The 14,640-nt window shown below is 37.4% G+C and carries 9 protein-coding genes; 7 read left to right on the top strand and 2 right to left on the bottom strand.

Annotation, left to right across the window (positions count from 1 at the left end; all coding sequences use genetic code 11):
* Positions 1 to 145: 145 nt before the first annotated feature.
* Positions 146 to 796, bottom strand: coding sequence for an outer membrane protein (locus tag AAOP42_RS13575; protein ID WP_349529074.1), 651 nt, complete (start codon positions 794 to 796; stop codon positions 146 to 148).
* 44 nt (positions 797 to 840) lie between these two features.
* Positions 841 to 1,365, bottom strand: a complete 525-nt coding sequence (locus tag AAOP42_RS13570) for a T9SS type A sorting domain-containing protein (protein WP_349529073.1) — start codon at positions 1,363 to 1,365, stop codon at positions 841 to 843.
* A gap of 1,382 nt (positions 1,366 to 2,747) precedes the next feature.
* Between AAOP42_RS13570 and AAOP42_RS13565 the strand changes: the two genes are divergently transcribed.
* From AAOP42_RS13565 to AAOP42_RS13535, 7 genes are all read left to right on the top strand, one after another.
* Positions 2,748 to 3,431, top strand: coding sequence for an RNA polymerase sigma factor (locus AAOP42_RS13565; RefSeq protein WP_349529072.1), 684 nt, complete (start codon positions 2,748 to 2,750; stop codon positions 3,429 to 3,431).
* A gap of 403 nt (positions 3,432 to 3,834) precedes the next feature.
* Complete coding sequence (locus tag AAOP42_RS13560) at positions 3,835 to 4,860, top strand: FecR family protein (protein WP_349529071.1); 1,026 nt, start codon at positions 3,835 to 3,837, stop codon at positions 4,858 to 4,860.
* A gap of 122 nt (positions 4,861 to 4,982) precedes the next feature.
* Positions 4,983 to 8,465 carry a SusC/RagA family TonB-linked outer membrane protein gene (locus tag AAOP42_RS13555; RefSeq protein ID WP_349529070.1) on the top strand — a complete coding sequence of 1,161 codons (3,483 nt, stop codon included), beginning with the start codon at positions 4,983 to 4,985 and terminating at the stop codon, positions 8,463 to 8,465.
* An 11-nt stretch (positions 8,466 to 8,476) separates the two neighbouring features.
* A complete protein-coding gene (locus tag AAOP42_RS13550; RefSeq protein ID WP_349529069.1) occupies positions 8,477 to 9,880 on the top strand; it encodes a RagB/SusD family nutrient uptake outer membrane protein in 1,404 nt (467 codons plus the stop codon).
* 57 nt (positions 9,881 to 9,937) lie between these two features.
* On the top strand, positions 9,938 to 10,507 hold the full coding sequence (locus AAOP42_RS13545) for an endonuclease/exonuclease/phosphatase family protein (protein WP_349529068.1): 570 nt from the start codon (positions 9,938 to 9,940) through the stop codon (positions 10,505 to 10,507).
* Between the two features lie 176 nt (positions 10,508 to 10,683).
* Positions 10,684 to 11,955: a ComEC/Rec2 family competence protein gene (locus AAOP42_RS13540; RefSeq protein ID WP_349529067.1), complete on the top strand. Its 1,272-nt coding sequence runs from the start codon at positions 10,684 to 10,686 to the stop codon at positions 11,953 to 11,955.
* Positions 11,956 to 12,290: 335 nt separating this feature from the next.
* A complete protein-coding gene (locus tag AAOP42_RS13535) occupies positions 12,291 to 14,624 on the top strand; it encodes a glycerophosphodiester phosphodiesterase family protein (RefSeq protein ID WP_349529066.1) in 2,334 nt (777 codons plus the stop codon).
* Positions 14,625 to 14,640 lie beyond the last annotated feature (16 nt).

Genomic DNA, 14,640 nt, shown 5'->3' with positions numbered 1-14,640 from the left:
AAACTGGTCGCTTCTACTATTGTAAGCAGGTGGGAATCTCAAGATGCTACCATTGAAAACTGTTTGAACTGGTTAAATCAATACCAAAGGCAGATCGAAAGAAATTTGGTTACAGGCTATGGATAATGTGACAAAGTAGGGCTAATTATTTTCTCTTTTTAGTCTCTTTAATTCCTTCTTTTGAAATGTCAATCAACAATCCAAAACTGATGCTGGTGCTTTTTATCTTTAGGCTTTCATCTCCTTTGATCATATCGAAACTTTTTCCATACAAGTACTGGGTGTATAATGAAAGGTGATTTGATATCGGGTAGGCAACTCCCACTCCTATTTGCAAGGTTATTAAATTAGTATCAAAGTCATCATTATTTTTTAAATCACTGACACTATTATTTAAATTTTGAGTGCCCTGAATAAAATGGGCTGCTGATAGACCTCCTTTTAAATAAACACTCGCTTTTTTAATATCTACTACATCGTAATCAAATCCAACATCAATTCCTGCATAGTTCACCTCCCATTCCATAAAGCTTCCTATGGCAGGATCACTTCCTATAGCACCATAGCTGGCATAATGAAGTCCTGCGTATGCTTGTAGTTTAGCTATAAAAAGTTGGTTTTGACAACCAATTGCCATAAAACTTTGGTTGGTAGCTTGCAAGTTTTCTAAACTTGTACCTTGTGAGTTTTTATAGTCAAAAGAAGTAGTTGATTTCCCGCTTTCTACATATAAATTTTGCGCAGTTGCAATGGCCGTTGTTGCCATGAAAAACACCATTAAGATTGCTTTTTTCATATAGTAAGTAGATTTTTGATTGGTTAATAAAATTAAGATGAAACTTATTTTTTTCTAATATGCTTTACAAATTGCTTTTCATTAGCGATTACTTTTAGAATGTAATTAGCTTCTGGTAGATTTTGAAACCTAATTTTTAAGTTCTTTTCTGCCTCATAATCTTTATAAAAAACCAATCTGCCGAATGTATCAAAAACAGATACTTCTACTTTTCCAGTTATGGTTTCATTAAATGCTAAAGTGGCACTTTCTACAAAGGGGTTTGGATAAAAATTACTTTCTAATTCTAATGAAATATCCTTATCTAAAATCTTAGAAAGTACATCTGGTTGTATAAATCCTTGACGTATGGTATATTGAGTTGTACTAAAAGTACCTGTTATACTTGCCTGACCTACACTTTGCTGGATGGTATAGGTTTTACTGCCTTTTGAGCTGATGACTGAAGATCCCGTAATTCCTATGGATGAACGTACCAAGTACTCACTTTTAGTATTTTGTGCTTTTGAATATTGAAATGTAAATACAAAAAATAAGAAAATAATATATAGTAACTGTGGCTTCATCATAAATTGATTTTAAAAGCTTATCGCTAAATGAAATAATACTTCAAAAGTAGACATAACATATTTGTTAGGAATCAGGCTAATACTTATACTGTAATAAATAGGAGAATTACCTATACAAGATCTCTTAGAATAAGAACGTAGTGCTAGAATAACCAAAATAGTTGAATCAAGTGTATTTTACACGCTTTTTGCATGTGGCATCAGCATGGTTCTACCGAGAAGGGTAATTGAGATTTGGGTTCTGATGACATCCAAGAATCAATGTGTTTAGTCATTTCGGCGTAATAGATGACTTTATAAATTAGACATTATCACGGTTGATTGTGCATAGAGAGATTACAAGATTTTTTTCTCCAAAATTAGCAATGAATTGGCGGTTTTTTTAAGAGCAAAATTCTCCATAATAAATCAACCGTGATAATGTCTATTAGTCAAAGAAAATATTTTGACAGTTTGTTTCCTGCTGCATAATATTTATTTTGTATAGTGTCAAAGAACGTATATAAATCTTGCGATCCAGAAGAGCTATACTTTGTTACTTGTACTGTGGTATGAGTTGGAAAATTATTGGTGTAGTTCAGTTCAGCAAAGCAAGGAATTATACTGGAATGAGTTGCGCTATGCTACCGCTAAATGCTTACCAGTGGTGTCTGAAACCCTAAATACCCATTGAGATCGATATAGCCACCCTTGTGGCACTGCTTTTTTAGAACTAAAACATACCAAAACCCAAGCCCTGATCATTTGATCAATTTGTATAAAGATAAAGGTATTGATTGGGGAAAAGTGATCTATGGTTTTGATAAGAAAGAGAAGATTTACAAGATGGCCGCTTTATATAGGGGTGGTTCAGATAGCCTGGAGGGGTAACTTGAGTCCATTGCACACATCGCACAATGAATTAAGTTTGGAAAACTGGCAGAACAATATGGTCACTAAGTGAATCTGCTATTGATGCCTTTTTCATGTTAGTTGTCCCTGTGGCTGCCAACCAGCTTGTTGAGAGTTTGGCTAGATGGTTTAAGATTTGAAGAATTTGTGCAAATAAGGTTATTCATAGTGTCAATGGTGTTTAGGATGTTAGATACCAAACTATTGGATCCCTAGTGTGATGATTTGTAAATCAGCAAACTAATTTTTAACACAAAAGCCCATACTGAAGACCTAAATCGCATATTTTTTAATTTGTTAACTAACAAATCGTTACACTAGCAATAGGGGCTATTCATTGGCATTTATTTTTTAATCCATTTTGGACAGATGTGTTGGTGAAAACTAAAAAGTCTATTTTTCAAACTTACAAACCAATTGCTTCTCCCTATTCTCCAACCTTTGCACTACATTTACATTTTTTAGTTTGCAAATATCTTTTAAATTAATGATTGAAATTTGATGCCGTGCAGGTAACAGGAGATAACAAGTCAGAGAATAAAACAGCTTGGGAAGGAAAACCGGACTTGTCCAAGTTTGGCGAAATGGATGATTTCCGGATTTGGAAACTCTTCAAGCAAGGAGATGAATCAGCATTCGTATATATCTACAAGAAGTACTTTAAGACCCTCCACAATTATGGGTTTCAGTTCACTCGAAACGATAATCTCATTGAAGACGCCATCCAGGACCTGTTTATGGATTTGAGGGATAGGAAAGAACATTTGTCAGATACTGATTCTATACAACCTTACTTATACCAGGCTTACAGGAGAAAGATAATCCGTCAGAGGGATCGCGAGAAGAAAGTATTCAACGAACTTCCAGCCACCACATTCGAACTGGACTTTTCAATTGAAGATTCCATCATTGAAAAGCAGACGAAGGAAGAAATTACGGCCAAATTAAAAAGCGAAATTACAAAGCTCTCAGAGCAACAGCGGGAGGTGTTGTATTTGTATTTCTACAAAGACTTCAGCTATGGGGAGATAGGATCCATTCTTGGATACGAAAACACCAAGTCCGTCAGAAACCTGATGTACAAAACACTGGACTTGTTAAGAGAAAGTGTTCCGTCACTTACTTTGGTGACACTTATGGAAATACTGTCCACAACAGTTCCGAAACCAGTCTAAATCCAATTCTTTTGTTGTAAATTTCATATTTTTTTTACATAAATTATTAAAACATCACTTTTATTTATTTGAATAAATAAAAATATCATAAATTTTAGATAAATCTGATGTCGTTTGGTGATGTCACTGCCTATCATAATAAAACAGAATTATTATGAAGAAACTATTACCAAACAAATCGAAGAAAACAGTGGCAATTGAGTCCTGCTCAAGAACAGACCTTGTACATTGTAGCTCACACCAGGAACGTGTATCTGGTCACTATTAGATGCAACGATTGCCCAAATTATTGCTTTCGGGTATTATTTGAAGTGTGGGGTAATTGTCACACCGAATTATAAAGACCTGGCTTTTGATTAATTTTAAAAGCAACAGTACCACTTAGATATTTTCATGAATCAGAATGCCAAAGAACTACAACCATATTAACGATTTCATTACAGATCAGAACTTCAAAAGCTGGGCAAAGAACCCAACTGCTGAAAATACTGACTACTGGATGGATTGGTTGAGCAACAATGAAGACAGCCGTGAATTATTTTTTCAGGCCAAAGAAGTAATAAACGGTTTCAAATTCCAAAACCCTAAGGTGAGTGATTTGAAAGAGCAAGCTATCCTTAACACTATCTTGAATAGAGAGCAAAAGGAAAGCCCTCATTCGAAAAGGTATTGGATTTATACCAACTCATTTTTAAGAATTGCTGCGGTTCTGTTCATTGCGTTTTCTTTCATACTATATCAGTACCTCAGTGAAAGTAATACTGCCAACAAAGTGGCGTATGAGATCATAACGAAATCCAATCCGTCCGGTATAAAAACCAAAATCAAGCTACCAGACGGAACAGGAGTATGGCTCAACGCACTGAGTTCCATATCTTACGTTGAAGGTTTTGCCGATTCCGTACGGGGAGTCAATCTGCAAGGAGAAGCATTCTTCGAAGTGGAAAAAGACACCACAAAGCCATTTATGGTTGTTCTGGACAGGTTGACGGTACAAGCTTTAGGAACAGCATTTGACATTGATGGATTTGATCAACGGGAAGTCAAAGTTTACCTGACTGAGGGTAGTGTCAAGGTGACCCAGAATAGTGATCAATCTACTCAAACAACTTTTCTGAGTCAGGGCGAAATGGTCATTTCTGAATTATCTACAAATACGCTTTCAAAGGATACATTTCTCATAGACGAGGTGATCGCCTGGACTGAAAATGAGATTGTGTTTAAGAAAGCGACATTTGATGAAGTGATCAAAGTACTGAGCAGGTGGTATGGGGTTGAATTTGAAGTTGTAAATCCAAAACGTATTGGAAAATGGTCCTATTCATCCCGCTTCAAAAAACAGAGTTTGAAGCAGGTATTGGAAGTCATAAGTAAAACTGAACATTTCAAATTTGAAATTACAGACAAAAAGGTGATCCTGACATTTTAAAATCAGATCATTTCTTGAACACTAAAGTGACATGGGAACAGAGTGTCTTGTGCAAAATTATGCCTGCCAGGCAGGTGTGATGCATCAAACAATCATTTTTTAACATTAAAACTAGTAACTTTATGAAGTCACAATGGCTATCTCATATATATATGATATCTAAATATTTCGTATATATCGTAATCATCCAGTCCGCTTTTGCAAATATTCTTGCTGCAGGCGGCACAAAGGGACAGAATTACATGCCACTAAAACAAATGGCATTTTCTGTCAGTGAATACAAAACAGTTTCACAGGTATTTTCACTGATTGAGGAAAGAACGGATTTGGTTTTCTCTATTGACGAAAACAAGTTGGAAGATAAGCTGGACACAAAGCTTTTTTTCGATCAAAGTGAAACCAACCTTGAACAAGTTCTTCTCAAAATCTCCAGAGAACGAAACATTGGGTTTAAGAGGATCAACAACAACGTTGTTGTATTCAGCAGGAAAAGGAATTCCGAATCAGGCAATTCGGTTATTGAGTATCTGTCAGATGTAGAAATCTCCGGCAAAATCACCGATGAAAATGGACAGGGCCTTCCTGGTGCATCTGTAATAGAAAAAGGTACTACCAATGGCACCACTACGGATTTGGAAGGTAGATATAAATTGAATGTTTCTGAAGAAGCAATCTTGGTTGTGTCATTTGTGGGTTATAAAACCCAGGAGGTAACTATTAATGGTAGATCAGCGGTTGATATTCAAATGGAAATGGATGCCCAACAACTAGAGGATATTGTGGTGATCGGATATGGTTCCCAATCAAAGGCCAAGATAACTGGAGCCATTTCAGAGGTGAAGACCGAACAATTTGAGAAGTATGCTACAGGAAATTTTGAAAACGCCTTGACAGGGGCAATTTCTGGTATCCAAGTAAACCAAAATGGAGCCAACCCAGGTGAAGATTCGAATATAATCATCAGAGGAACTGGAACATTGACGGCTGGAAGCAATCCCTTGATCGTTGTTGACGGATTCCCATTGTCAGAAGGAAGTACCTTAAGCTCTCTTAACCCGAATGACATTGAAAGTATTGATGTCCTCAAAGATGCTGCCTCAGCAGCAATCTATGGTTCCAGAGCTGCAAATGGCGTTTTGCTCATCACCACCAAGAAAGCCAAAGGAGAAGGGTTGCAAGTAAATGTCAATGTGTTTGCAGGAGTACAGTCACGTTCAGATGGGCTGAGAACGATTGGTGCCTACGACTATGCCCAATACCAGAAAGAAGCTAGGGATTATGCCTATGTGATAGTAGATCCTGCAAATCGAAACGCAAGTGATGATAATGCAACTCGTTTGGCCAATGGCGCAAGCAGAAGACAGCTTAACCTGGACTTCATTGAGCCATACTTAAATGGAACACCAGGGCTTACCGACACAAACTGGTGGGATGAAATATATAATAATGCTGGCATTCAAAATTATAACGTTTCTATTTCCAATTCCACTGATAAAACAAGGTTGACTACATCGATAGGTTATTTGGATCAAAATGGAATTCTTATTGGGAGCGGTACCGAAAAGTATACTTCGAATATTAGAATTGATACTGACATTCTTAAGAACCTGAAGTTGGGAATGAACCTAAACACGTCTTATGATCAAACAGGTGTCATAGATGCGAATGTTGGATGGGGGGAATTTCCGGCCGACCCTGGCTCAGGGGTTTATCTCATGTACCCGTTCTTCAAGCCCTACAATAATGATGGTTCCTTTGCTATAAGCGAGCAAATTAGAGCCGTTACAGAAGGTGATGGTGCATTGGGAGAAAATACTGTTGCTATGACTCTAGGGTCAAAAAACGTACAGAATAGATTTAGGTCATTCGGAAGTGCTTATTTGGAGTATGAAATCATCGATGGACTGGTTGCCAAGACTTCATTAGGAGGTGATTTCAGGAGTACTTTTATAGACTACTATCAGCCTTCCTACATTGGTACCTACAGAACCGATGCAGTAAACAACCAAGCCAACAGTTCCGAAACAAGTGCTCGATATGAAAATCTACTGACTGAGAATACCTTAAGTTATTATAAGGAGGTAAATAAGCATTCTTTAGACTTTTTAGGAGGTTTTAGCTACCAACAAGAAAATTTGACGCATACGGTGATAAGCGCAACCGGTATTGTGGATGACAATTTGGACAATATAGCAGCAGGAAGTAGTTTTTCAGTTGTTTCAGACCGACAAAAATGGGCTCAAGTATCATATTTCGGCCGTATTCAGTATGATTTTGATAGCAAATATTTGCTATCAGCCTCTTTAAGGACGGATGGTTCTTCCCGTTTTGGAGACAATTCAAAATGGGGTGTATTCAAGTCTGTGTCAGCTGGATGGCTTATAAGCAATGAAGGTTTTTTTCCGGAAAACTCAAAATTAAGCCTTGCTAAAGTTAGAGCCAGTTGGGGACAAACCGGAAACAATCAAATTGGTGCTTTCGGATCTAAAGCGTTGGTTGGTGTAGACAACTATACTATTGGTGGTTCCCTTGCTCCTGGTTTCGCTACCAGTTCGTCACCAAATGACAACCTTTCCTGGGAAACCAACACGTCAGTTAATCTAGGCTTGGATTTAGGTTTTTTTGATAACAAACTTCTTTTTACAGGTGAGTACTATGTTTCAACCACTAAGGATTTGTTGCTGGATGTACCAGTTCCACAACAGTCTGGATTCAATTCTTCCTTGCAAAATGTTGGTAAAGTAAGGAATTCAGGGATCGAGTTAGAATTAAGGGGACAGGATATTCAGCTTGGAGATTTTACTTTAGGTTTTAACGCCAACATATCAACTAACAGCAACGAAGTTCTTGCATTAGGCCCTGACCAGGATCAGATTATAAAATCTTCATCAGGGTTTCCGTTTAGAACACGAGTGGGTGGACCAATTGCTGAACTCTATGGATATGACGTTATAGGAGTTTACAAATCTCAATCTGAAATTGATAGTTCTCCTAGCCTACCAGCCACTCAGGTAGGTGACTATATTGTACGTGATACCAATGGAGATGGTCAGGTGAATGCAGATGATCGCATTGGTTTAGGCACATTTAATCCGGATTTTATTTATGCTTTCGGAGCTAATTTAAAATATAAGAATTTTGACTTTAGCTTTGGGTTTACAGGAGTAGAAGGTAGAAACGTTTATGATTTCTGGACTGGTATTTTGATTGAATCTGGAGAAAGCTTTGTTCCTCCAACGGAGTACTTTTTTCAAAACAGATACCATCCCGAAAACAACCCTGATGGATTCTTGGCTCAACCAAATAACACCTTTTCTGCAGCTAGGGTAACGACCAGACAATCAACCAATTCGGCTCAAACTGGCGATTTTATTAGGCTAAGAAGCCTTCAAATTGGTTATAATTTACCTCAAGAAGCACTCGAAAAAATAGGTGTGACAAAACTGAGGTTATACCTATCAGCCAATAACCTGTTCACAATTACAAGTTATAGAGGTGTAAATCCTGAGTCTGGTGATACGGATCCACTTCTTCAGGGCTTTATAAAAGCCAGAGGATCATCTGTGCCTAGAATCATAACGACTGGAATAAGCTTAACATTTTAAAATCAAGGATCATGAAATTATATAGAAAGATCATAAATTCAATGTTGATAATTGGTGTCTTATCAACTTCATGTACTGATGAACTTGACCAGAGCCCGATTACCGAAAAAGATGCTTCCAACTTCTTTTCCACAGAAGTGGAAATAGAGAGTGCTATAATGGGAGTCTATGCCTCGCTACAGGCTGGAGGACTCTACGGTTTAGATCTCATAGCAGCAGGTGAAGTATCATCAGATATTACTTTTGAAGAGGTTCCAACCAATGATGATGGAAGGTTTGGACAACTTGATAATTTCACTACTTTCCCTGGAAATTCGGTTGTAGCTAACATTTGGCAACATTCATATGTTACTATTCAAAGAGCGAACCTGGTATTGAATCGAATAGATGATATTTCCTTCAACGATAGTGATGTGAAAAATCATCGGATAGGGGAAACACGGTTTGTAAGGGCACTTATGTATTTTAACCTCGTAAGATTATACGGCGATGTTCCATTGGTGACGAGGGAGACCATCGATCCTACAAGTTATTTCGGTCAGGGGCGCACAGCTAAAAGTGAAGTTTATACCCAGATAGAAAGTGACCTTACTTCGGCGATTTCACTCTTACCAGACGTCAATGGAGCTGGAAGGCCTGGAAAGGGAACAGCGCAGGCTCTCTTAGGCAAAGTTTATTTGACATTGGGTCAATATGGGAATGCAGCAACGGAGTTGCAAAAAGTTGTAGATTCAGGCAATTATAGTCTGGTGGCTGATGTGAATTCAATATTTGGAATTGCAAACGAGAATAATTCTGAGGTACTATTTGCTGTGGAGTTTAAAGAAGAGCTTAACGGTAACTCGGAAGGTAGTAATGCATTCTCCCAATTCAGTCCGGCAGGAGCTACTGCGAACGCAAAGGGTCACAATATTCCTACCATGGACTTCTACGAATCATATAATGCTTCAGATCTTAGGAAAAGTGCCTATTTCAAAGAGACCGGTACCGGAGTTCCTTACACCAACAAATGGTCAGTTAATTCTGGTAATTCCAACGATGGAGGAAGTGATTTTATCGTAATTCGATATTCAGATGTTGTATTAATGTTAGCAGAAGCCTTAAATGAGACAGATGCTACTGGTGCAATTGACCTTCTCAATAGTATTAGAAACCGTGCAGGACTATCAAATACGACAGCAGTGAGCAAGTCCGAAATCAGGGAGGCAATTGCAAGTGAAAGAAAGTTTGAGTTAATAAACGAAGGGCAAAGGTGGTTTGATTTGGTTCGAGCAAATATGGCTATATCGATCATGAATGCTTATTTCGCTTCAATAGGGATGAACATTACAATAGGAGAAGACAATTTATTGTTGCCAGTTCCTCAGTCCCAAATTGATGCTGACCCAGCACTAAAACAAAACCCAGGGTATTAATTATTTAGGTTCATAATCAAGTCCCGCAGAAATGCGGGACTTATTCCTATAATTTCCATGAAACAAAGAGTATTACTGGGAGTACTGTTTTTTAGCATTTTTCAAAACCTTGTATTAGCACAGGAATTAACCATTGTGGCGTACAATGTTGAATTTTCGAGAACCGCTAAGTATTCAAAGATTACGGATTTACATGCTCCCTTAAAACCAGACATAATAGGTTTCAGCGAGGTGCCAAATGGTGGATGGACTAAAAAAGTTGTATATGGAAATCACATCCTGCAATATCCACAACTAACTCACAAACACTATGGGAGGTTTAAGTCAATTTTGAGTAAACATCCTATTGTTGAGGGACGTGATGTAGTAACACAAGGAGACGGATGGAAGCCCACTGGAGCGATTTGTGGAATTATTATCTCAGAAGGGGACACCGTAACAGTTTACAGTTTGCACGTTCCAACTGGTATAAAGGATTCATTGACGAGTGCTTCTTTTGATTTAATCAAATACCTGGAATTAAATCATAGAGTTAATGACAAGGTTATATTAGCTGGATATTTCAATGATGTTAATTATTCACAATCAATGAATCTATATTATAAAAACGGATTTGAGAGTACCTAGAACGGGCTTGATATTGATTTGAATGGAAAAACAACGTCATTATACAAATTATAACCAACACCTGATGTTAGGGGCATTGACCATAGGCAATGAGAATTAATCTGTAGAACCATTTCACTTGCTTTGATTTATAGCTGCGAAATCAATCATTCCACCATCTTATTTAAAAGTCAATCATGAAACATTTTATAATAGTCATAAGCATATTGCTGATACTTCCTTTATCTGATTCGATGGGAAAGTTTAATGTAGGCTATGACATAAACAAAAGAAGTAAACCAAACAAAACCAACAACCTCAGGGAATTTAAAAGCTGGGAAACCGGATATTTAGATATCCATCATATTAATACGGGCAAAGGAGACGCCTGCTTTATGATACTTCCGGACGGAACGACTGTGATTTTTGATGTGGGCAATATGGATTCTAATGAGTTCTTGAAAAAAAACTCTCCTTTAAAGGTGACTTCTATAATCCCCAATGATTCACTATCTGCTCCCCAATGGATCGCCAGGTATATAAGACATATGCTGAATGGGGCTATTAATACGAGTATAGATTATGCCTTGATTTCTCATTTCCACAGTGACCACTTTGCAGGTATAGTTGAGTTAGGCGAATTAATTCCAATTAAAAAAATAATTGACAGAGACTATCCAAAATATGATTATCCATTGGATTTAAAAGGACATTTTATAGGAAACCATTCAGAAGCAAAGAAATTTCGAGAATATTTAAAATTCATCGATAAAAACCCTGTTGTTGCCGAATCAATTCAGGTAGGAAAAACTTCTCAAATAATTTTAAAAACTAACCCTGAAAAGTATCCAACATTCAAAATTACTAGTGTAAAGGGAAATGCGACAATTTGGAATGGAACAGGCACTGAAACATTCGAATATTTTTCCAAAGAAGATATGTTGCAGTTTTACAATGGCGATTATCATGAGAACCCATTGAGTCTGGCTATTAAATTGAGTTATGGGAAATTCGATTATTTCACAGGAGGAGATAACACAGGTCTTCAGGGGTTTGGCCTGCCGGATTGGTTTGATGTAGAGACCCCTATGGCCAAGGCAGTTGGAAAAGTAGAAGTAATGACATTAAACCACCATGGAAATAGGGATGCGACCAATGAGTTTTTTGTGAATAAGTTGGATCCAAAAGTAGTGGTACAACAATCATGGTGTTCTGATCATCCAGGACAAGAAGTCTATCAGCGGCTTGCCTATAACAGCGGTACTATGGAAGATAGAGATATCTTTTCTACAAACATGCATCAGGAGACTTTGGTCACATATGGGCCTTTTTTTGGAGGAAAATATAAAAGTACGCATGGACATATTGTGATTAGAGTTGCTCCAGGAGGCACTAATTATATGGTGTATATATTGGATGAGAGAAGCTTGAGTATAACGAGCGAATTTGGGCCATATTTATCTGAATAATAATTTCTTATCAAAACAATCACTATGACTAAATATTAATGGGGTTCGAGAAAACAACAGTTATTTTATTTTTTTATAAAAAAAACATGTTTATGAGAACTTCAAAGCTATTTATTGAAACTGGTATAGCTTGAATTCCGGTAAGGTCAGTTGTTCTGCCAATATTCATATCTAGGTATTATTCAAAACATAATGTGTTCAAATACTTGCTTTACTATTGAAGAGAAACAACTTGGGGCAGCATCCATATTTTATCAACCTTTTTTGATTTATATGACTTATCAGGATTTGAGGGGTTTTGAGTCCACTTTTAGCAATGAATAAATATTAATATCATGAAACATTCAAATTTAGCAAGCAAACTGCAAATCTGCATTAGAAACGTAAAGCGTATGGCCACTTTATTGGTTTTTCTCATTATTGGAATAAAACCTTCACGAGCCACTGTGAATACGCAAACATCAACCCATATCAATCTAAAATTGATTGACCTTGTTGAGTTAATTTCAGATACAAATGAAACGTATGGGATAAGAGGAACTGTTGGAACCGGAGGACATGCAAAAGTCACTTTATCCGAATCCGAAAGCGGTACTCTGATTTACGAAGTGGAACTTACCTCATCAAGTATCGATGACTACTCAGGAACTGCTACGACAGAATCCCTTTTTCACTCGGCTTATTGTACGTTTTGGAATTATTTTGGATACTCTTGTGACAATTCTGATGACTACTATACTCATTACAAGGAAGTTGTAGGTCCGGTTTTAGAGGCAAATCAGTGCTGGGATGACCCTGATTTTGCGAATTGTTACGGAAACACGCTATTGGAGGATCATACCATGTCATTGATAGTAAAATTAGAGACAGATAACGCCTCAATAACAGGGTTAAAACTTCCTGGGTTAGGTGAGCTGAATCCGGGTCTTTTATTTAATAGCTACACAAAACTTCGGATTCAGGGCAGCAACTACGAATTTAAACCTTTGATATTGAATCGAACATTTGGTTATGATAATAGTGCCTCTGTTACAAACATTGCCAATAATAGCCTATTTTACAATTCAGGCTTAAAATTTACTGCACCGTACGACAATTTACAGGATCCAAATGATCCGAACAATACCACATATTGGACCAGCTATTCAGACTTTACGAGTACATTCAAAATTCACTTTGACCCCCAACAAAATGTAACTTTTATGGCCTATGGCAGAAACACTACTACTTCTGCGCGGACTGTATCCGATTTGACTACAGCACTTGGTTCGCCATCAGGTTTAAGTGTTGTTGCTCAGGAGGAGGGGACTTTTAAAATAACATATACCAATCTTGATAATACGACATTGGAGAAAACATTTGATGTGTTCAAAGTGGTTTATAATTCTCCGGTTGTTTACACAGCCAGTGCCGAGGGACCTTTTGCCATGGCTCATGAGATGGACAATACCTTCCTACCGAATGATGATATGGCCAGTAAAAAAATGTACAACCGCTATGTCAACTATGGGAATCTTGATGATTTTGCCATCTGCGCACATCGAGGAATCTGGGATCAAATAGGTTCCCATTTTCCGATTGATTATGCTGGGCAGGCAGCCAATACTTTTGCGACTTATGAACAGGCTTTGAGTGGGAGATTTTCTGATTACATTGATGTGGTTGAGGTGGATGTAAGACGTTCTAGTGATGGAGTATTTGTATGCAATCATGACGGAACCCTACTTCGTGTAGCGAACATTGCTGATGATGCGGAATGCGTTTCCATTAAAGACCTGAACAATAGGTCTGCGGCATGGAAAGACCTTGAGGGTGGTGTTTGGGATCATAGTGCGAATTTAATTAAAGCATTAACATGGAATGACATCAAAGATTTACATGCCAGAGATTACTTAGGGTGCAAAGTTAAGGTGAATGGGAACTATGTGAATCCAATCAATGCGAATGATGCTTTATCATGGATGAGGAACAAAGGAAACGGTGGGTTGCCAACGAACCTAGACTTTAAGGATGGCCTTAAATATTTGGATGAGTTGTATAGATTAGTTCTCAGTAACGGAATGGAAGGCCAAGTGAATTTTATGTTTTATGTAAACGATTTTACAATAGAACATTATCGGAAAGAATATGGGGAAGATTTCATGAGACAAATATCAATGATACCGAACCTTTATGAGCCTAAGGAAAACTATACAGACCCTTTTTCATCAAATGGAACGGTTTCGTTTGGTGTCGATGGGATGTTACAGCGATTTGAAGAATATTTAAAATATTCTGTATTGGATGATTACACCTATACCGGTGTGATTCTGAATATGAATAATGGATATGAGCCGGGACTTGTGGAACTGGCTAATACGGAATTCTTCAGTAATGTGATAAATGGAGTCCAAGATGCAGGTGCTATAGATGGATGGAAAATTAAGCCAAAATGGACTTTCTCGCATTATATAGAACCATTTATGACAAGTTTTTTTGATAGACAAACAATTAGTATTCCAAGGGATTGTAACCCCTCCCAACACCTCAATAGCGAACTATGTGTGAACCTGTTCTGGAGAGCAGATTATGACTGGATGATAAATAATGGAGTGAATGGTTTATACTCTGATGGTGTAGAATCTCTAGTAGAATATCTTATTGCAAAAGGTAAGATTTCTCGTAAATAGAAGTCAACATTAAAAG

It is taken from the genome of Reichenbachiella sp. MALMAid0571 (assembly GCF_040151475.1).
Taxonomy (GTDB): Bacteria; Bacteroidota; Bacteroidia; order Cytophagales; family Cyclobacteriaceae; genus CAXBNB01.
The sequence above is the reverse complement of the archived record's forward strand: the minus strand, read 5'-3'. Positions and strand labels throughout refer to the sequence as shown.